Origin of the sequence: Amycolatopsis sp. NPDC059021 (assembly GCF_042739895.1) — a bacterium.
GTDB lineage: Bacteria > Actinomycetota > Actinomycetes > Mycobacteriales > Pseudonocardiaceae > Amycolatopsis.
The window spans coordinates 45,071-63,691 of the sequence record NZ_JBHYIQ010000014.1; the positions used below are offsets into that span (position 1 = coordinate 45,071).

Annotated in this window: 17 protein-coding genes; 9 read left to right on the forward strand and 8 right to left on the reverse strand. The window is 69.8% G+C overall.

Annotation, left to right across the window (positions count from 1 at the left end):
• Positions 1-137 precede the first annotated feature (137 nt).
• Positions 138-407, reverse strand: a complete 270-nt coding sequence (locus ACFWX1_RS10950; RefSeq protein ID WP_378386100.1) for an acyl carrier protein — start codon at positions 405-407, stop codon at positions 138-140.
• 446 nt (positions 408-853) lie between these two features.
• On the opposite strand from ACFWX1_RS10950, the gene ACFWX1_RS10955 reads away from it, so the two are divergent.
• Positions 854-2,152, forward strand: a complete 1,299-nt coding sequence (locus tag ACFWX1_RS10955) for a right-handed parallel beta-helix repeat-containing protein (protein ID WP_378386102.1) — start codon at positions 854-856, stop codon at positions 2,150-2,152.
• Positions 2,153-2,210: 58 nt separating this feature from the next.
• Here the strand turns inward: ACFWX1_RS10955 and ACFWX1_RS10960 are convergent, their stop codons facing one another.
• Positions 2,211-3,182 (reverse strand): zinc-binding dehydrogenase, encoded by a 972-nt coding sequence (locus ACFWX1_RS10960; RefSeq protein WP_378386104.1) that lies wholly within the window; start codon positions 3,180-3,182, stop codon positions 2,211-2,213.
• Positions 3,183-3,189: 7 nt separating this feature from the next.
• The gene (locus ACFWX1_RS10965) at positions 3,190-4,236 is read right to left on the reverse strand and encodes a 3-oxoacyl-ACP synthase III family protein (RefSeq protein WP_378386106.1); all 1,047 of its coding nucleotides are present in this window, start codon (positions 4,234-4,236) and stop codon (positions 3,190-3,192) included.
• A gap of 202 nt (positions 4,237-4,438) precedes the next feature.
• Between ACFWX1_RS10965 and ACFWX1_RS10970 the strand changes: the two genes are divergently transcribed.
• Together ACFWX1_RS10970 and ACFWX1_RS10975 are read left to right on the forward strand one after the other, a co-directional pair.
• The gene (locus ACFWX1_RS10970) at positions 4,439-5,854 is read left to right on the forward strand and encodes an MFS transporter (RefSeq protein ID WP_378386108.1); all 1,416 of its coding nucleotides are present in this window, start codon (positions 4,439-4,441) and stop codon (positions 5,852-5,854) included.
• 36 nt (positions 5,855-5,890) lie between these two features.
• Entirely contained in the window at positions 5,891-6,736 is an 846-nt protein-coding gene (locus ACFWX1_RS10975) for an NAD(P)H-binding protein (RefSeq protein WP_378386110.1), read from the forward strand.
• Between the two features lie 10 nt (positions 6,737-6,746).
• On the opposite strand, the gene ACFWX1_RS10980 is transcribed toward ACFWX1_RS10975, so the two are convergent.
• Positions 6,747-7,751, reverse strand: coding sequence for a methyltransferase (locus ACFWX1_RS10980; protein WP_378386112.1), 1,005 nt, complete (start codon positions 7,749-7,751; stop codon positions 6,747-6,749).
• A 169-nt stretch (positions 7,752-7,920) separates the two neighbouring features.
• Here ACFWX1_RS10980 and ACFWX1_RS10985 point away from each other — a divergent pair, with 169 nt between their 5' ends.
• Positions 7,921-8,172 (forward strand): ferredoxin, encoded by a 252-nt coding sequence (locus ACFWX1_RS10985; RefSeq protein ID WP_378386114.1) that lies wholly within the window; start codon positions 7,921-7,923, stop codon positions 8,170-8,172.
• Between the two features lies 1 nt (position 8,173).
• Positions 8,174-9,757: a serine hydrolase domain-containing protein gene (locus ACFWX1_RS10990; protein ID WP_378386116.1), complete on the forward strand. Its 1,584-nt coding sequence runs from the start codon at positions 8,174-8,176 to the stop codon at positions 9,755-9,757.
• 64 nt (positions 9,758-9,821) lie between these two features.
• On the opposite strand, the gene ACFWX1_RS10995 is transcribed toward ACFWX1_RS10990, so the two are convergent.
• From ACFWX1_RS10995 to ACFWX1_RS11010, 4 genes are all read right to left on the reverse strand, one after another.
• Positions 9,822-10,859 (reverse strand): methyltransferase, encoded by a 1,038-nt coding sequence (locus ACFWX1_RS10995; protein ID WP_378386118.1) that lies wholly within the window; start codon positions 10,857-10,859, stop codon positions 9,822-9,824.
• A 38-nt stretch (positions 10,860-10,897) separates the two neighbouring features.
• Positions 10,898-11,758 (reverse strand): LLM class flavin-dependent oxidoreductase, encoded by an 861-nt coding sequence (locus ACFWX1_RS11000; protein WP_378386120.1) that lies wholly within the window; start codon positions 11,756-11,758, stop codon positions 10,898-10,900.
• A gap of 136 nt (positions 11,759-11,894) precedes the next feature.
• Positions 11,895-12,518: a PadR family transcriptional regulator gene (locus ACFWX1_RS11005; protein ID WP_378386122.1), complete on the reverse strand. Its 624-nt coding sequence runs from the start codon at positions 12,516-12,518 to the stop codon at positions 11,895-11,897.
• A gap of 40 nt (positions 12,519-12,558) precedes the next feature.
• Positions 12,559-13,656 (reverse strand): methyltransferase, encoded by a 1,098-nt coding sequence (locus ACFWX1_RS11010; RefSeq protein WP_378386124.1) that lies wholly within the window; start codon positions 13,654-13,656, stop codon positions 12,559-12,561.
• Between the two features lie 176 nt (positions 13,657-13,832).
• Here ACFWX1_RS11010 and asnB point away from each other — a divergent pair, with 176 nt between their 5' ends.
• Genes asnB through ACFWX1_RS11030 form a run of 4 tightly spaced genes read left to right on the forward strand, consistent with a single transcriptional unit; the run spans position 13,833 to position 18,599 of the window.
• Positions 13,833-15,683 carry an asparagine synthase (glutamine-hydrolyzing) gene (asnB, locus tag ACFWX1_RS11015; RefSeq protein ID WP_378386126.1) on the forward strand — a complete coding sequence of 617 codons (1,851 nt, stop codon included), beginning with the start codon at positions 13,833-13,835 and terminating at the stop codon, positions 15,681-15,683.
• Positions 15,684-15,705: 22 nt separating this feature from the next.
• A complete protein-coding gene (locus ACFWX1_RS11020) occupies positions 15,706-16,563 on the forward strand; it encodes an LLM class flavin-dependent oxidoreductase (RefSeq protein ID WP_378386128.1) in 858 nt (285 codons plus the stop codon).
• Positions 16,564-16,565: 2 nt separating this feature from the next.
• Positions 16,566-17,330: an SDR family NAD(P)-dependent oxidoreductase gene (locus ACFWX1_RS11025; RefSeq protein WP_378386130.1), complete on the forward strand. Its 765-nt coding sequence runs from the start codon at positions 16,566-16,568 to the stop codon at positions 17,328-17,330.
• Between the two features lie 30 nt (positions 17,331-17,360).
• Positions 17,361-18,599, forward strand: coding sequence for an FAD-dependent oxidoreductase (locus ACFWX1_RS11030; RefSeq protein ID WP_378386132.1), 1,239 nt, complete (start codon positions 17,361-17,363; stop codon positions 18,597-18,599).
• Positions 18,600-18,621: the final 22 nt, after the last annotated feature.

The following is an 18,621-nucleotide window of genomic DNA, read 5'->3' on the forward strand; positions in this document are numbered from 1 at the left end:
CCGCCGCGTTGCTTTTCCGTGGGGCACCGATCTTTCACTCCGCTCTCCCAAAACTCCGACTAGCGGCGGGGGGGGGCCGGGGCCGGCGGGAAGCCCCCCCCTCGTCCGTATCGCCGCCGGCGCGGCTCGTGGTGTGGCTAACCCTGCCCTCCCGCGGAGCGCAGCGCGATCTGCTCGTTGAGGAACTCCACGGCCTGCCCCGGGGTCGGCATGCTTTCGAGGGCGTCGTCCGGAACCGGGATGTCGTATTCCCGCCTCACCCTGCCGATGATCTCCAGTACGGCCAGGGAGTCGTAACCGAGGTCGGCAAAGGGGGTGTCAGTGATATCGTCGTCGAGATTCACCCCCTCGTCGACGCCTCCCGCAGCACGCAAAAGCTCCCGCATGTCGTCCAACGTCAACCGCATAGCACGTCCTTTCTCCGCCTTCCCATCGTGTCCTTGTCAATCAAAAACCACTGGGAGCACGCTCGGGCAGCGGATAATCGCGACAATTCCTCACCCTCCCGTGGCCGATGTGGACACGAGCTCCCGTGCCTTCGGTGATCCGCCGGACACAAGCCGTAGCGAGGGCGATGAACTTCCCGGATCCACTGGCACGACGAGCCAACTGTGCTAGAGTCCGGTCACAATGACTCACCCGTATTGACTAATACGGGCGAGCCGAAGCAGGGTCCAGAATCGAGCGTTGGGGGACGCAGCAGAGCAGACCATTTTCGGTATGTCATGCCCGCGACATGATCTTTTGTCTAACTCACCAACGGAGAACCGCGAAACGCGACTTCGTTCACCTTTCGCGATTTCTTCACCGAGACTGTGAACAGGTTACCATGAAAAGAACATCGATTCGATTGTTGCTCCTGTCGATCGCCGCAGGCACGGCTTTCGGCCTGACCGCCACCGCGAGCCCGGCCGTCGCGGAAACCACCGGAAACCGGTACTTCCTCGACTGCCAGGCCGGAAACGACACCGGCGCCGGCACGAATGCCCAGCCCTGGAAAAGCCTCCAGAAGGTGAACACGGTGAACTTCGCCGCGGGGGACACACTCAGCATCCGGGCGGGCACCACCTGCGCCGGCGTGCTGACCCCGCGCGGGTCCGGGACCAAGGCCGCGCCGATCGTGGTGAACTCCTACGGCAGCGGCAGCGCGCCCAAGATCGTGGCGGCCGGGGCCAGGGCCGCCGTCATGCTCCGGAACCAGCAGGGCTGGGAGTTCCGCGGCCTCGACATCACCACCACCGGCGCGGCGGGCACCCCGCGCGCCGGCATCTACGTCGAAGCCACCGACTTCGGCACCGCCGCCCACTTCGTGGTGAGCGGCGTCGTGGTACACGACATCAACGGCTGCGACTGCACCGGGTTCGACGAGCTCAGCGGCGGGATCCTGTTCAACGCCAAGGGAACGGCGCGGCCCACCGGGTTCGACGACATCCAGGTCACCGGGAACGTGGTCAGCCACGTCGACGGCATCGGCATCGGCACCGCGTCGCACTGGGCACGCCGCGACCTCTATCCCGACGGGCCGGGCAGCACCTGGGTGCCGCACACGAACGTGCAGATCAACCGCAACTCCCTTACCGACCTGGGTGGCGACGGGATCGTCGTGCAGAACGGCTCGGGCGCGGTGATCCAGCAGAACTCCGTCAACGGGTACAGCAAGCGCGCGACCGCCTATCACTCCGGTGTCTGGGCGTGGGATTCGGACAACACCCTCATCCAGTACAACGAGATCGCGAACGGTGGCGGTGACATACCGACCAAGGCGATGGACGTCGACGGGGCGAACAACGGGATCGTCTACCAGTACAACAGCTCGCACGACAACAAGGGCGGCCTGCTGCTCGCCTGCGCCATTCCCGGTATGCGGACGATCAATTCGTCGATCAAGTACAACTCGAGCAAGAACGACCTCGACGTCGGCAGTGGCGTCATCACACTGGCCTGCGACCCGCAGGCGGGTATGGAGTTCACCAACAATGTCATCGAAAGCACGACGTCACCCGCGCTGATCAAGAACAGCTCGACGACGTCCGCGAAGTTCACCGGCAACAAGTTCACCGGCCAGGCCATGGGTTCCACCATCGACGACAAATACGGCGTCTACAGTGGAAACGTCTTCACCAACGTGACCAACCCGCCGCCGCAGGGCTGATTCCGCCGTCTCCGAGCCGGGCCCGCGCCGTCACGCACGCGGGCCCGGCTCGGGAGCATCACCGGCAGGTGATCACCACTTTGCCGAACACGGCTCCGCCTGCCAGCGCGGCGAAACCGTCGTGCACTCGTTCCAGGGGCAGCGTCCGGTCGATCACCGGCCGGACGCCGGTCTCCACGCAGAACCGCGCGAGCCGCCCCAGCTGGCGGTAGGTCCCGCAGGTGACGCCGACGACGCTCAGCTGCCGGAAGAAGATCTGGTTCAGATCGAACCGCGGATAGCGCCCGGTGGTTGCCCCGGCGACCACGATCCGGCCGCCCGGCCGGACCGAGCGCACCGAATGCTCCCAGGTGGACGCGCCCACCGTCTCCAGCGCCGCATCGACGCGCGAAGGCAGCCGCTCCCCCGGCGCGAAGGCCGCCGAAGCCCCCAGTTTCACCGCACGCGCCCGTCTTTCCTCGCTGCGGCTGGTGACCCACACCCGGTGGCCCATCGCCGAGCCGAGCACGGTCAGCGCCGTCGACACCCCGCCGCCCGCTCCCTGGACCAGTACCGTGGACCCCGGTTCCAGCCCGGCCTTCTCGAACAACATCCGGTACGCGGTGAGCCACGCGCCCGGCAGGCAGGCGGCCTCCTCGAAGGTCAGCGCGGGCGGCATCGGCACCAGGTTCCGCCGGGGCACCAGCGCCCATTCGGCCAGTGTGCCGTCGTGGTCCTCGCCGAGGATCGTCCTGGCGGGATCGAGCGTCTCGTCCCCGCCTCCCGCGTCGGGATCCCCGACCATCCCGTGCACCATCACCTCGGTGCCGTCCTCGGTGACGCCCGCGCCGTCGCTGCCGAGCACCACGGGAAACCGCTGCGCGGGGCCGCCGACACCCCGCGCGGTCCAGAGGTCGTGGTGATTGAGCGAGGCCGCCTTGATGCGCACCAGTTCCCAGCCTTCCGCGGCAGGCGGCCGGGGCCGGTCCCGGACTTCGATCGCCCGCAGCGGATCGTCCGGCTCGGCCCGCAGCGCCACTACCGCGCGCACGCCGCGCTCACTGCTGCCGCAGGCACAGCGAGCCCCACAGGAAGCCCGCACCGATGCCGGAGACGACCATGAGATCACCACGGCGCGGGGCCGCGGTGTTCATCCCCTCGGCCATGGCGGTGAAGACCGAGGCCCCACCGGTGTTGCCGAGCCGGTCGATGGTGATCGGCGCGACGGCGGACGAGGCACCGAGTTGCTCCAGCACCTCGTTGATGATGTTGAGGTTCGCCTGGTGGAGATAGAAATGGCGGATATCGCGGATCTTCGCGCCCGCGCGCTCCACCACCTTGCGGATGCTGCCGGGCACCACCGCCGTCGCGACCTTCCACACCGACCGGCCGTCCATCTTGAGGTGGTGGTCGCCGCGCCGCGCGGTCTCCTCGGTCGGCGGCAGGCTCGCGCCCCCGGCGGGCACCTCGACCGCATAGGACAGTTCGGACCCGAGATCCCAGGCCAGTATCCCGTATCCGGGCTCCGTCCTGCCGAGCACCACCGCGCCGGCGGCGTCCCCGAAGAAGACACGGGTCCCGCGGTCGCCGGGGTCGGTGAGCCGGGACAGCAGTTCGGCGCCGATCACCAGGACGTGCCGCACGTCGTCGCTCTGCAGCAGCTGACAGCCCAGCATGATGCCGTAGATCCCGCCCGCGCAGGCGTACTGCGTGAGGTCCACCGGGATCGCGTGCCGCGCGCCGAGGCGTTCCTTCACCGCGAGCGCCGTCGAGGGCAGCGGCTGATCCGGAGTGATCGTCGAGATCACGATCGCGTCGAGTGACCCGGGGTCGACACCGGCTCGCCGCAGGGCGGCCCGCGCGGCGTCGGCACACAGATCGGACGTCGTCCGGCCGGCGGCGGCGAAGCGCCGCTCACGGATGCCGGTGTGACTGCGGATCCATTCGTCGGAGGTGTCGAGTCCGCGGACGAGTTCGTCGTTGGTCACCACCCGATCCGGGATGCTGACTCCGACGCCGAGGATTCCGACCGGGATCCGCGGGGCTCCCCCGCCGTGCCCGGCCACTCCATCCGGCCCGGAGCCGAATGCGATGGCATTTTCCACGATCGCTCCTTCCGGCGTACTGAAAGGCGCAGCCTGGCTCCACCGCCTCGAAGCGCCGTCGCACGGTGCTCGACGGCCGCGAGCACCCGGGCACGGCGGCGTGCTCGAAGCGGATTCGAGCTGTTCCCCAGATCGCCGGTGCAGGGTCGCGATCTCCCGGGGCCCGCTGGCCCGGACTTCGGACGATCCGACAAGGAATCCCATGAGCCAGTCCCTCACCCGGCCACCGACGGCCGACGGCCCCGTCACGGGCACCCTCAGCACCGGAAAACTCGTCGCCTCCCTGCTGCTCGCCACGGTCACCTGCCAGCTGATCATCTCCATGGAGACACCGGCGATGCCGGACATCGCCCGGCGCCTGCACGCCGACGCCTCCGTGGTGGGGACCGGCCAGGCCGCCTTCTACCTGACCGGTGCCCTGCTGTCGATCGTGATGGCCGCCTACAGCGATCACGTGAACATCCGCAAGCTGATCGGCGCGGCACTGCTCGTCACGCTGGCGGGCGCGGTGCTGGCGGCGGCCGCGCCGAACGTGACGGTCTTCGTCATCGGCCGGGTGCTGCAAGGGCCGGCGACGGCCATGTTCCCGCTCGCCCTCCGGCTGCTCCGCCAGGCGCTGCCGGGCGCGGGCTTCGGCAGGGCGATGGGGCTGCTCACCGCGGCGAACGGCGGAGTCGTCGGCCTGGACGGGCTCCTGTCCGGCTGGCTGACCGACCACTACGGATTCCGCGCCGTGTTCGTGCTGATGGCCGTGGTCGACGTGATCACCTTCGTCGTCCTCACCCGCACCCTGCCCGACCAGCGGAGCACCACAACGTCCAAATTGGACGTCTGGGGTGTCGTGCTCCTGACGCTCAGCATCGGCTGCGTCGAGGTGGGACTCGGCTGGCTCAGCGGCCCGGGGCTCGGGATGGGCCTCGTCCTCCTGGCGGGCGCGGTGCTGTTCACGGTGTTCTGCCTGGTCGAGAAGCGACGGGCCCACCCGCTGCTCCCGATCGGCTACCTGCGCTCACGCCGGGCCTGGCCGGTGCTGCTGACCTCGGTGCTGGCCACCGCGGGCATGCTCGGCCCGATCAACTACCTCATGCCGATCTACAGCCAGAACCACGAATTCGGGTTCGGGATGACCGCGACCCTGTCCTCCATTCTGTTCGTGGCCACCGTGTGCCTGGTGAACGTCCTGTTCGCGCCGGTGGTCGGCTGGTTCGCCCCGAAGGTGGGCTGGCGGACGACACTGCGTGTCTCCATGGCCATGGCCGTGCCCTGCCTCGCGCTGCTGGCACTCGGCATCCACCAGCCGTGGCTGGCCTGTGTCGCGATCACCCTCCTCGGCGTGGCGTTCGCCGGGGCGCTGACCCCGCTCAACGGTCTCAGCGCGATCCTGGCCAACGAGAACAGCAAGACCGTGCTCCCCGGCGTCAACGCGGCGGCGTACGGAATCGGCTCGTCGCTCGGTATCCTGCTGGCCTCCCGGCTGACCGCCCAGTCCCCCGGCCGGGCGGTGTCGGCAGCCGATTTCCAGCTCAGCCTCTGGACCGACGCGGCCGTGCTGGCGGTCGGTTTCCTCATCGCGCTCGCGATCGGGGGCATCGCGGGCAAACCCGGCGAGCGCGTCTAGGAGCCTTCCGTTCCCCGTCCCGTCAGGAGGAAATCGGTGATACTGGTGATCGGCGCGACGGGCACCGTCGGCCGGGAAATCGTGAAGCTGCTGACGTCGGCGGGAGAACGGGTGCGTGCCTTCACCCGGTCCCCGGACCGGGCGCGGTTCGGGGACACCGTGGAGGTCGCGGGCGGCGATCTCGGTGACCCGGCGAGCATTCGCGCCGCGGTGTCCGATGTGGACGCCGTGTTCGCCCTCTCCAGTGGCCCCGGCGCGCTCGCCCAGGACCGTGCCGTGGCGGAAGCGATCCGCCTGCACCGCACGGAACGTGTGGTGAAACTGTCCTCCGTCGCAGCGATGGCGCCGACCAGGAGCGGTTACGGCGCCGAACAGGCCGAAGGGGAGCGGGTCTTCGCCGGATCCGGCGCCCGCTGGACGATCCTGCGGCCCGCCGCCTTCATGTCCAACGCGTTCCAGTGGGCGTGGTCGGTCAAGGCCGAGAGCCGGGCCTACCAGTGTCACGGCGAGATCGCGCGGGCGGTGGTCGATCCGGCCGACATCGCGGCGGTGGCGGCCGCCTGCCTGACCGGCGACGGCCACCACGGCCGGACGTATCAGCTGACCGGGCCCGAAGCGCTCACGGCACCGCAGCAGGTCGCGCTCCTGGCGGCCGCGCTCGGTTCGCCCGTCGGCTACGTGCCGGCGACGACGGCGCAGGCGAGGACCGCCATGGTCGAGGCGGGCCTGCCCGCCGGGTTCGTCGACGGGTTGCTGGCCGCTCAGGCGGTCGGCGACCCGTCGGTGGGCGGGCGGCCGCTTCCGACCGTGCGGCGGATCACCGGCCACGAACCAGGTTCCTTCGCGGCGTGGCTGGAACGGAACCTGTCCGCGTTCCGCTGACCCCAGCGCGTCAGGCCTTCCCGCAGACAACGAGGGTTTCGTCGCCGTCGAGCGCCACCGCGTCGGCCGACCGGAACCCGGCGGCCAGCGCGAGCTCACGCAACTCGGCGACGGTGTATTCCGAGCCGTTCTCGGTGACCAGAGCCATCGTCATGCCGACGACCAGATTCCCGGTGTGGCGCAACGCGTCGTCGAGCATGCGGTCGTGCACGAGGAGCACCCCGCCGGGCTCGACCGCGTGGAATGCCCGCCGGACAAGGAACTCCCGCTGGCCCGGCGCCCAGTTGTGCAGGACGTGCCCGAGCACGACGACGTCGGCGCGCGGCAGCGGGTCCCGGAAGAAGTCGCCGCCGTGGAACCGGATCCGGTCCGCCACGCCCAGCTCGGCGGCCCGGCGCAGGCAGACCTGCCGCAACGGAGGCAGGTCGAAAACGGTCCCGGTCAGCTTCGGGTGCTCGCGGGCCACCTGCCCGACTAGACTGCCCCGGCAGCCGCCGATGTCGAGCACCGAACGGTACCGGCCCCAGTCGATCGCGCCCAGCAGCGGCGGGAGCAACGGGACGAGCGCCCCGTCCATCATGCGGGCGTAGTCCTCCAGCCGCGCGGGATCGGCCAGCATCTCCGCGAACTCGTCCCCGCCCGACTGGGGTTCGCCGGTCTTCAGCGTCTCCCCCAGCCGGTTCCACACCGGGTAGAGATTGGTCTTCGTGCCCATGAGCAGCCCGCCGACGTAGCCGGGACGATCGGCGACGAGACATTCGGCGGCGGCCGCGGCGTTCGCGTAACGACCGTCCGTCTCCGACAACAGGCCCAAGGCCGCGAGCAGGGCGAGGAACGGACGCAGGCCCCTGCCGTGCAGACCGAGGCGGTCGCGAAGTTCCTCCTCGCTGGCCGCGCCGTCCGCCAGCGCCGTGAACACGCCGAGTTCCACCGCGGTGAGCAGAACCTGCGCGGTGCAGAAAGCGTTTCCGAGCCGGACGACGTCCGTCGTGGTCTCGACCGTCTCTCGCGGCATCACAAGCCGTCCTTCCCCCAGATCGCGGACCGGGTCACCATCCTCGATCCGGCCGCTGGAACACCGCTGGTGCGCCGGTCGGGCCGTTTCAGCCGGTGTCGAGGAGATCGCGAGCGGGGGCTGGAACGGTGACGCGTGTTTCTCCCTCCGCCCCGATTGGACGATCGCCATGTACGTCAGTGCCGACAAGACGACATGCGCAGTGAGCAGCCTGTGCGTGTACCGGGTGCCCGAAGTGTTCGACCAGGACGAGGACGGCGCTGTCGAAGTTCTCGAACCCCATCCGCGACCGGAACTGCGCGACGAGGTCCTGCGCGCGGTCCGGGGCTGCCCGACGCGGTCGATCCACGTGGACGAGGAACCGGAAGCACCCTCGAATGGCGCCGGCGTGGCAGGCCCGCCGTCGTCGCGGGGGGCGTGAGATGCTGCGCGAAACCACCGCCCAGCGACGCTACCTCTTCCTCTCGAAGGCCTGGCTCGACCAGGCGAGGCGGTTACCGCAACCGGATCCGGCCCGGCACAGCACCATCGAGATCCGGCTCGTGATCACCGACCCGCCCCCCGGCGTCGTGGCAGGCGTCGACATCCGGATCGATCTGGACAGCGGCCTGCTGGCCTTCGCTCCCGCCACGGCCGAAGAACCGAAGGTCCAGCTCAACGTCCGGTATGCCGCCGCGCTGTCCTTCCTGTTCGGCTCGCCACAGCAGCGGGTCGAAACCTTCGAGCGCGAAGGCACCGATCTCACCGGCAACTTCACCCTGCTCTTCTTCGCCGACGCCGCGCTGCAACAGGACAAGTCGGGGTACGTCGCGGCGATGCGGGCAGGCACCCGGCTCCAGCCGGGCACCGGGCCGGCCGGGACGGCGGCGACGGCACCGGCGCCGCCGCCCGGCGACGAAATGGCCCGGCTGCGGGACTTCCTGCCGCGCACGGCGGCGGAGCTGGCCGCCGAACTCGGCGTCTCCACCCCCGGCGTCCAGCTCTACGTCTCGCAGGCCGGGCGGGTGCTGGCCGACGCCGGGCTCGGGTTCGCCCGTCCCGGCGTCCCGCTGACCAGCCGGTCGCTGCCGATCTGGTACTGCATCTGCAAGCCGTTCGTCCCGCTCGCGCTGGGCAGGCTGTGGGAAGGCGGCAGGTTCGACCCGTACCGTCCGATCGCCGACTACATCCCCGAATTCGGCGTGGGCGGCAAATCGACGATCACGGCCGCCGCGCTGCTCACCCACACCGGCCCGATCCCGGCGGGCATCGACCCGCTGCACGGGATGCCCGCCGGACCGGACGAGGAACGGCGGGCGCGGGCGTTCTCGGTGCGGGTCCCCGCGGAGGCCCTGGCGCGACGGGTGATCAACTACAGCCCGTACTGGGCGTGGTTCGTACTGGCCGAACTGATCCGCGCGGTGGATGGCCGAGACCACGCCGACTACGTCACCGAGGAACTGCTTCGGCCGTGCGAAGCAAGGGAAACGCGCCTCCGGCTCACCGCCGCCGAGTTCGCCGAACACGAGCAGACCCTCCCGCTGATCCACGTCCGGAACGTGCGCAACGCGCCGCGGCCCACGTATTGGCAGTCGACGTTCCCCACGACGACGCGCTGCATCCCGGGGGTCAACACCCGCGGGCCGATGGCCGACCTCGGCAAGGTGCTCGAAGCACTGCTCGCCGGCGGGGTCGCGCCAGGAGGACGGATCATCGGCGCCGACATGCTCGCGACGCTGACCTCCCGGCACCGCACGGGGATCTTCGACCGGTACGGCAGCGCGGACTGGGGGCTGGGGTTCCGCGTCGAATGCCGTCAGCTCGGCCGCGAATACCTCAGCTTCGGCTCCCACGTTTCCCCGCGTGCGTACGGACACGACGGGTTCGGCCTCTCGACGTCGTTCGTCGACCCGGACCACGGGCTCGTGGTGGTGGTCAACGTGAACGGGATGATCGAGGCGTCCCTGCACAAGGACCGCATGCTGCGGATCGTCGACGCCGTCTACGCCGATCTGAAGCTCGCCTGACTGTCCTCAAAGGACCAAGGCCGTCGTCCGCCCGCCGGAGCGAGCGGACGACGGCCTTCCGGCGTTATTCCGGTTTCCTGGCCACCAGCAGGGTGTCGAGTGCGCCGAGCGGCAACGGTTCGACGTCGGTGAAGCCGGCGCGGTGCAGCATTTCCGTCCCCTCCGCCACGGTGTACTCCGCGCCACCCGGTGTCATCAGTTTCATGTGGACACTGATCGTGAGCCGGGCCAGGTCGGGGTCGTCGGCGTCGAGCATCGAGTCGTACAGCAGCACGGATCCGCCCGGCCGGATCGCGGCGAAGGCCTTGTCGACGATCACCTGCCGCTGCGCCGCGTCCCAGTCGTGCAGCACGTGACCGATGATCATCGCGTCCGCCTCCGGCAAGCCGTCTTCGAAGAAGCTGCCCGCGTGGAAGTGCAACCGGTCCGCGAGGCCCGCGCGTTCCGCGAGCCGCGCGGCGGGCGCGGCGAGCGGGGCCAGGTCGAAGACGGTTCCGGTGAGGTGTTCGTGCTCGGCGAGCACGAGCGAGAGCAGATTCCCCCGTGCGCCACCGACATCGACGACGGACTTCACCGTCGACCAGTCGAACGTCTTCGCCAGCGCGGGACCGATCGCCGAAGTGAGCGAGTCCATCATGGTCAGGAACGCCTCGACCTCCTCCGGCTTGCGATAGGGGGAATCGAACAGATCGTCCGCCTCGATGTGCCGGGCCTGCGGCTCGCCGGTCCGCAGGGCGTCGGTGAGGTGGACCCAGGAGGGGAACAGCACGCGATTGGCGCGTTCCAGGAAACCCCCGGTGTAGGACGGTTTCGACCGGTCGAGGAACCGGGCGCTGCCCGGCGTGTTCCGGTACCGCTCGCCGTCCCGCTCCAGCACGCCGAGCGCGACCAGCATCGACAGCCACTCCCAGGTGACCCGCGGGTGCAGGCCCAGCGCCGTCCTGATCTGCTCCTCGGTCCGCGGGCCCTTGCCCAGTTCGGTGCACAGGTCCAGCTCGATCGCGGACAGCAGGGCCTTGGCGTGGGCGAAAGCACTGCCGAGCTGCATCAGCGCGGCCGGGGTCAGCTCGCCGGTGTCGGCCGTCGTCGTCTTCTTCTTCATCAACTGCTCCTCTGTGGGTCTGCGAGAGGGATCTACGGTCAGCGCGTGGCCTTGGTGAGCAGGTCGAGCTGGCGGATGTCCGCGGAACACGGGAAGAACACGAGCTCGTCGCAGCCCGCCTGCCGGTACGCGTCGATGACCTCGGCCAGCCGGTCTTCGTCCGTAGCGGCCTTTTTGAGCATCATTTCGCTGTGCGGCCCGAGAAACGCGTAATAGCGGCGCAAATAGCGTTCCGCGTCGGATTCCGCGTCCGGCCCGAGAGCGAAAAAGGCGACCGCCTGGGTCCGCAGCGGCTCGGTTCGCCCGTGCTCCGCCCAGATCCGCCGGGCCGTGCCCAGCATTTTCGCGTACTGGGCCGGGGAACTGGCGCCCGCGACCCAGCCGTCGCCGTACCGCGCGGCCCGGTGCAGGGCCGCCTCCGAATTGCCGCCGATCATCAACGCCGGCTTCCCGTGCCGCAACGCGGGGCCCACCGCGTTGTCCGGCCCGGGGTGTTCACCCGCCCAGACCGCGTGACAGGTTTCGATCATCGCGTCGAGCCGTTTGCCGCGGCCCCGGAACGGCGCACCGGAGACGGCGAAATCGTCCTCCCGCAATCCGGCCGAAACGCCGAGGGTGAGCCTGCCGCCGGACAGTTCGTGCACTGTGGCGGCCTGTTTGGCGAGTAACGCGACATCCTGCCGGTACGGCGCGATGAGCACCGTCGCGGCCAGCGCCGTGTGGCTGGTCAACGCGGCCGCCGCGGCGAGAGTGACCAACGGTTCGTAGTTCTGGTATGCCAGCCTGTCCAGCACCCCGAGGGTGGAGAATCCGTAGTCCTCGGCGCCTGCCGCCCAGTCCAGAACCGCTTCGGGACTGAGGTCCGGAACGGTCGCCGGAAGTCCCACTCCGATCTTCATCGTGCCCCTTTCCGCTCGTGCGGCCGGTCGCACGGATGGCGCGTTCCCGTCGCCGCGGTTGCCGTCCCGACAGTGCCGAGAACTGGTCAAGGACGGTTGGGAGGCCGATCGAATCGGCTTGGGGGCGGAAAAGGCGTCAGATCTCCGGGGGGTGCGTCTCGGCGAAGGCGCGGAGTTCCTCCACGCCCCAGCGCATCCGGCCGTTCTCGATGTCGGCGACGAGCTTTTCCACCCAGGACAGTTCGGCGGCGACCATCGCCCGCAGGTAGTCGCCTTCCAGGAGGCTGACGGCGGGGACCTGGTCCGGCCCCGGAGAAAGAGCCTCGGCGAGGTCGGCCTCGAGTTGCTCGAGACGTCCGCTGAGGTGCTTCGCCCGCTCGTTGAGCAGCGGCAGGGTGTCTTCGGGGGTCAGGAGCATGATGAAGGACAGCCCCACCGGGAACTCCGGGAACTCGTTGTGCCCGCCGACCAGCACCTCGGCCAGCCACTCGAGCATCACCTCGCGGCCGTCCTCGGTGAGCTTGTACACGGTGCGCTCGGGGTACTGCTGGTCGCGCTCGGTCTGCTGCACGGCGATCAGCCCGGCGTCGGTCAGCCGGTTGAACGTCTTGTACAGCGTCGCCCGCTGGGTGACGTTGATGACCTGGTCCTTGCCCCACTGCTTGATGAGCGCCAGTACCCCGTACGGGTGCAGCGGCTGTGCCGCCAGCAGGGCCAGGACGGCCAGCGCCAGGGGGGAACGTTTGTGCTTCGCGACCATAGGAAGACAGGCTACTAGATTACAAGACACTAGTTCAACTTCACGCGGGCGCCTCCGGCACACCGAGACCGGGCTCACACGGCCGGTACTCGAGGATGGCCAGGTCACCCACGACCGGATCGTTCGCCGGCAGGAAACCGGCGGCGCCCGCGAGCCGGTCCCACTCGTCGCGGCTGCGCTCGCGCCCGCCGAGGACGCTGAGCGCCTCGATGTCGATGAGCTTGCCGATGTCCCAGGTCCCCGGCCCCGTCAGCACCATGTCGACGATGAGCAGCCGCGCGTCCTCGTTGTCGTCGATGGCCTCCCTGATCCTTCGCAGGATCCGCGCGGCGTCGGCGTCGTCCCAGTTGTGCAGGGTGTGCTTGACGAAATAGGCGTCGCACCCCTTCTCGATCGCGGTGAAGAAATCGGTCGAAACGACCTTGACCCGATCGGCGACGCCCCGTTCTTCGAAGAGCCTTTTCGCTTCGCTCACCACCTGGGGCTGGTCGCAGAGCACCCCGCTGCAACCGGGGTAGCGGGTGAGCACCTCGGCGAGAAACTGACCGTGGCCACCGCCGACGTCCGCGATCCTGGTGAACCGGCCGAAATCGAATTCGTCGAAGATCCGGTCGGTCCCCGGGTAGTGGTTCTGCTGCATCGCCCGGTCGAACACCGCCGAACTGGCCGGGTTCTCCCGGATGTAGTCGTAGAAGGACGCGCCGAACGCGTGCGTGAACGAGGGGACCCCGGTGCGGATCGTGTGCGCGATGTTCTCGTACGGGCGCCACAGCATGGGATCCGAGGCGAACAGGAACATGTCGCGGAACCCCGCCACCGCGTCGGAACGCAGCGCCGCGGAGATCGGGGTGAGCCCGAACGCCCGGTCTTCCCGCTCCGAGAACACGCCCGCGGCGGCGAGCCCGCGCATGACGCGATAGAGGATGTCCGGTTTCGCGCCCACCGCCGCGGCGAGCTCGTCCGCGGTGCGCGGGCCGTCCGCCAGGCGGTCCGGGATCGTCAGCTCGACGACGGCACGCAACCCGCCGATCGCCCACTTGGCGGCGAACAGACCGAGAATCTGTTGCTCCGGCGGCATGTCCAGCGCATATCTGCCGACGATGCTGGCGATATCGGGGATGCGCTCCTTGGGGCTCATCACGTGCACCTCGCGGCTCGGGATCGGTTTCGCGCAGGCTGTCGGCCGGCGCTCGAACACGTCTCGCACCGCGATCGAGCACCGGACCCGCCCGCACCCGGCCGACCGGCGTTCGAGACCGATTCGAGTCCCCCGTCCCAGGCTCCCCGGCATCGAGCCGAGCAAGGGAGACACGGATGTGCGGAATCACCGGCTGGGTGGACTTCGGCCGTGACCTCGCCGACGCCCTGCCGACGCTGCGGGCGATGACCGACGCGCTCGCGCGGCGCGGGGTCGACGACCGCGACGTCTGGCAGCGGGGCCACGCGGCACTCGGGCACACCCGCACGGCGATCATCGACCCGGCAGGCGGCCACCAGCCCCTGGTCGCCGAGGAGGCGGGCGAACCGGTAGCCGTGTTGGTGTACAACGGCGAGGTCTACAACTTCAAGCAGCTTCGCGCGGAGCTCCGGCGTCGCGGTCATCGGTTCCGCACCGCCTGCGACAGCGAGGTGCTGCTGCGCGCCTACCTGGAATGGGGCGCGGCCTGCGCCGAACGCCTGGACGGCATTTTCGCCTTCGCCGTCTGGGACATCCGCCGCGAGGAGCTGGTGCTGGTCCGGGATCGCCTCGGCGTCAAACCGTTGTTCTACACCCGCACCGAGCGCGGTGTGCTCTTCGGTTCCGAGCCCAAGGCGCTGCTGGCGCATCCGCAGGTGCGCCCCGTGGTAGCCCTCGACGGCCTGCGCGAGCTGTTCTCGATCGCCAAACAGCCCGGCACCGCGGTGTTCCGTGACATGCGTGAAGTCCGTCCCGGGCACACCCTGACGGTGGGACGCTCCGGGGTGTCCGACCGGACCTACTGGACCCTGACGAACCGGGAGCACACCGACGACCGCGACCAGACGGTGCGGACGATCCGGTCGATGCTGGACGACATCGTGCTCCGCGAGCTGGTCGCCGACGTCCCGGTGTGCACGGCGCTGTCCGGTGGTCTCGACTCCAGCGCCCTCACCGCCATCGCGTCGGATTGGCTGTGGAAGCTGGAGGGCGGCACGGTCCGCACGTTCTCCACCACCTACCGCGGGCACACCGAGAACTTCCGCCCCGACGACGTCCGCTTCACCCCTGACGGACCCTACGCGCTGGAAATGGCGCGGCACGTCGCGTCGGAACACACGGACATCGTGCTGACGACCGATCAGCTCATCGACCCCGAGACGCGCCTCGCCGTGCTGCTGGCCCAGGACGCGCCGACCACGCTCGGCGATATGGACACCTCGAACTACCTGATGTCCCAAGCGATCCGTCGTCAGTCGACGGTCGTGCTCTCCGGCGAGGTGTCCGACGAGATCTTCGGCGGGTACAACTGGATGTCCCACCCCGCGTGCGTGCACGCGGACACCTTTCCTTGGGTGGTCAACGAAACCGCGCAGGCGGGCAGCCAGAACGGCCAGGGCAGGGGGCTGTTCGACCGCGGGCTCATGCAGAAACTGGCGATGCCGGAGTACTACGCCGAGAACTACCGGCAAGCGCTCGGCGAAGTGTCCCCTGTGGACAGTCCGGACGCGATGGAGCGGCGCATGCACGCCATCGGCCACCTCACGCTCACCCGGTGGCTGCCGATGCTGCTCGATCGCGGGGACCGGCTGTCCATGGCGCACGGCCTGGAGCTGCGGGTGCCGTTCTGCGACCATCGGCTCGTCGAGTACCTCTACAACACACCGTGGCGCCACAAGACGTTCGACGGCAGGGAAAAGAGCCTGCTCCGCGCGGCCGTGGCCGATCTGCTGCCGGCATCGGTGCTCGACCGCAGGAAGAGCCCCTGGCCGGTCACGCAGGACCCGTCCTACACCGCCGTGCTGCATCGCGAACTGGCCGCGGTGCTCGCCGACACCCACGCGCCGATCCGGCCGTTCCTCGACGTCGCGGCGGCCGAGCGCACGCTCGCCTCGGACGCCACCGACTGGCCGAGCCGGATGAACATCGAAATGGCGCTGCAGTTCAACTCCTGGCTGACCACCTACGACGTGGAACTGGCCGTCTGACCGACCTTTTGGAGGAAAGCTCATGGACGTAGGACTGTGCCTCCCGACCACCGTGCACGACGCGGCGGGGCCGGATCTCGTGGAGTTCGCGCGCCGCGCGGACCGGCGTGGCTTCAGCACACTCGGCGTGATCGACCGGGTGGCCTACGACAACTACGACAGCATCGTCGCGCTCGCGGCCGCGGCGGCGGTGACCGAGCGGATCGGCCTCGCCACCACGATCCTGCTCGCGGCCGCCCGGCCGAGCGTCGTCGAACTGGCCAAGCAGCTGGCGAGCGTCGACCGGCTCTCCGGCGGCAGGCTGACCGTCGGCATCGCGGCGGGGCTGCGCGAGGACGATTTCGCGGCCACCGGCGCCGACTACCGGACCAGGGGCGCGCGGCTGGACCGGATGATCGGCGAACTCCGGCAGCTCTGGCGGAGCGAACACGCGGTGCCCGGCGTCGGGCCGCTGCCCGCCCGCCGCGACATCCCGCTGTGGATCGGCGGGCACTCCCCGGCGGGGCTGCGCCGGGCGGCCCGGCACGGGATCGGCTGGATCTCCCCCGGCGGCCCGCCCGCCGCGTATGCCGAGACGGTCGGCAAGCTCAAGCAGTTGTGGGCCGAGGAAGGCCGCACCGGGACCCCGAAGATGGCGGCGTTGTGCTACGCGCAACTCGGCGCGGACGGCAAGGCACAGGCCGAGAAACACATCCTGGGCTACTACTCGTACATGGGCCCGCTGGCACAACGGCTCGCGGCGGGTGCCGTCACCGAACCGGAGGCGCTGCGCGCGGTCGTCGACGGCTACGCCGCCGCCGGGTGCGACGAGCTGATGCTGCTGTCCTGCACCTCCGATCCCGGGCACGTCGACGAACTCGCCGACGTCGTGCTGAGCTGATCGTGACCGGCCGAGGGGACCCGGGCCTGGCGGGCCGTACCGCACTGGTCACCGGTGGCACGCGGGGCGTCGGCCGGGCCGTCGTGCTGGCACTGGCCCGGCACGGGGTCCGGGTCGTCACCTGCCACCGGCGGGGCGGGGAAGCGGCCGGGTCGCTCGAGCGCGCGCTGCGGGAGACCGGCGGCGGGCACCACGTGCTCCGCGCCGACCTCGCCGACCCGGGCGAGGTCGGCGATCTCTTCGCGCACTGCGCCGAACTGGTCGGCGGGCTCGACATCGTGGTGAACAACGCGGCCGAGATCAGCCGGGTCCCGTTCGGCGAGCTGTCGCTTTCCGAGTGGCGGCAGACCATCGGGACGAACGCCCGCGGCGCGCACCTCGTCATCCAGCGAGCGCTTCCGTTGCTGCGCGACGGTGCCAGTGTCATCAGCATCAGCTCCGCGGCCGCCCGGCTGGGCGTGGCGGCGCAGGCGCACTACACCGCGAGCAAGGCCGCGCTGCACGGCCTGAGCAGATCGCTCGCGAAGGAGTTCGGTGTCGCACGGGGGATCCGGTTCACCGTACTGGCACTGGGCATGGTCCACACCGAAGCGCTCGACGAACTGCCGGAACCCGTGCGGGAGCAGCTGATCGCGCGCTACACCCGGCTCATCCCGCTGGGCAGGCTCGCCACCCCGGACGACGCCGCCGACGCCGTGCTCTGGCTTTCCGGCGACGGCGCCCGGTACCTGACCGGCACCGTCGTCCCGGTCGACGGCGGCCTCTGACCCATCGCGGAGAACGAACAGGAGCGGTCCATGGGAAACGAACACCGGCGCGGCGCGGGCCAGCGGGTTCTCGTCATCGGTGGCGGGATCGGCGGGCTGTGCCTCGCACAGGGCCTGCGCCAGGCCGGAATCGACGTGTCGGTCCACGAACGCGACACGTCGGCTCGCGGGCGGAACCAGGGCTACCGGCTCCGCATCAGCCCGGAAGGCGAGCAGGCCCTGCGAGCCTGCCTGCCACCGCGGTTGCGCGACCTGCTCGTCGCGACCTCCCACGCGCGGCAGGAAAACGGGCTCGCCGCCTACAACGAGCGGCTGGTCCCGCAGTGGTCACCCGAATTCGACGACCCCCGCGGCGACGCGCCCGACAAGATCGACGCGGTCGACCGCGTGACCCTGCGCGGGATCCTGCTCGCCGGCCTCGACGACATCGTCCACTATGGACGGAGATTCGTCCGCTGCGCCCACGAGCCGGACGGCCGGGTGACGGCGTACTTCGCCGACGGGAGCACGGAAACCGGCGACCTCCTGGTGGCGGCGGACGGAACCGGTTCGGCGGTCCGCGCCCAGCTGCGCCCGGCGGACCAGCCGCGTGATCTCGGTGTGCGCACGGTGTTCTCCCGGATCCCGATGGACGAGAAGACCGACGCGATCATGCCGGACGTGCTGCGAAACCGGTTCAGCTACGTGATCGGCGAGGACGGGAACCACCTCGGGCTGATGCCCATGGTGTTCCGGACTCCGCCGTCCGCGGCCGCCGCGCGGCTGTGCCCGGAAGCACGGCTGGCCGATTCCGGGAACTACTACATGTCGGTGTTCAATGTTCACCAGCGTGAACTCGGAATCTCCGACGAGCGATTGTTCGCGATGTCGGGCACCGAGCTGTGCGAGCTCGTGCTCGAGCGGACCCGTGGCTGGCATCCGGCGTTGCACGAGACGTTCACCATGGCCGATCCGCGGACCGCGTTCGCCATCCCGCTCCGTGCCACGACCCCGGTCACGCCATGGGAACCCGGCGTCGTCGTCCCGCTCGGCGACGCGATCCACGCGATGCCGCCGTCCGGCGGGGTGGGGGCGAACACCGCCGCCAGGGACGCCATGGCGTTGTGCTCCGCGCTCACCGGCGTGGCACGGGGTGAGCGGTCGCTGCCCGAGGCGCTCGCCCGCTACCAGGCGGACATGGCCGGGTACGCCACCGAAGCGGTCACGATGTCGCTGCGCATCGCGCAGTGGTCCATGAAACGAGTCGACGTCGAGGTCGAGGCGGGCTGATCCCGCCCCGGTGAGGAGAACC

Coding starts and splice junctions, on each gene's coding strand:
- ACFWX1_RS11010 (WP_378386124.1), bottom strand. CDS start 13,656: ATGAGCCCCAAGGAGCGCATCCCCGATATCGCCAGCATCGTCGGCAGA.
- ACFWX1_RS11000 (WP_378386120.1), bottom strand. CDS start 11,758: ATGAAGATCGGAGTGGGACTTCCGGCGACCGTTCCGGACCTCAGTCCC.
- ACFWX1_RS10950 (WP_378386100.1), bottom strand. CDS start 407: ATGCGGTTGACGTTGGACGACATGCGGGAGCTTTTGCGTGCTGCGGGA.
- ACFWX1_RS11005 (WP_378386122.1), bottom strand. CDS start 12,518: ATGGTCGCGAAGCACAAACGTTCCCCCCTGGCGCTGGCCGTCCTGGCC.
- ACFWX1_RS10995 (WP_378386118.1), bottom strand. CDS start 10,859: ATGAAGAAGAAGACGACGACGGCCGACACCGGCGAGCTGACCCCGGCC.
- ACFWX1_RS11030 (WP_378386132.1), top strand. CDS start 17,361: ATGGGAAACGAACACCGGCGCGGCGCGGGCCAGCGGGTTCTCGTCATC.
- ACFWX1_RS10980 (WP_378386112.1), bottom strand. CDS start 7,751: ATGCCGCGAGAGACGGTCGAGACCACGACGGACGTCGTCCGGCTCGGA.
- ACFWX1_RS10990 (WP_378386116.1), top strand. CDS start 8,174: ATGCTGCGCGAAACCACCGCCCAGCGACGCTACCTCTTCCTCTCGAAG.
- ACFWX1_RS10970 (WP_378386108.1), top strand. CDS start 4,439: ATGAGCCAGTCCCTCACCCGGCCACCGACGGCCGACGGCCCCGTCACG.
- ACFWX1_RS10985 (WP_378386114.1), top strand. CDS start 7,921: ATGTACGTCAGTGCCGACAAGACGACATGCGCAGTGAGCAGCCTGTGC.
- ACFWX1_RS11020 (WP_378386128.1), top strand. CDS start 15,706: ATGGACGTAGGACTGTGCCTCCCGACCACCGTGCACGACGCGGCGGGG.
- asnB (WP_378386126.1), top strand. CDS start 13,833: ATGTGCGGAATCACCGGCTGGGTGGACTTCGGCCGTGACCTCGCCGAC.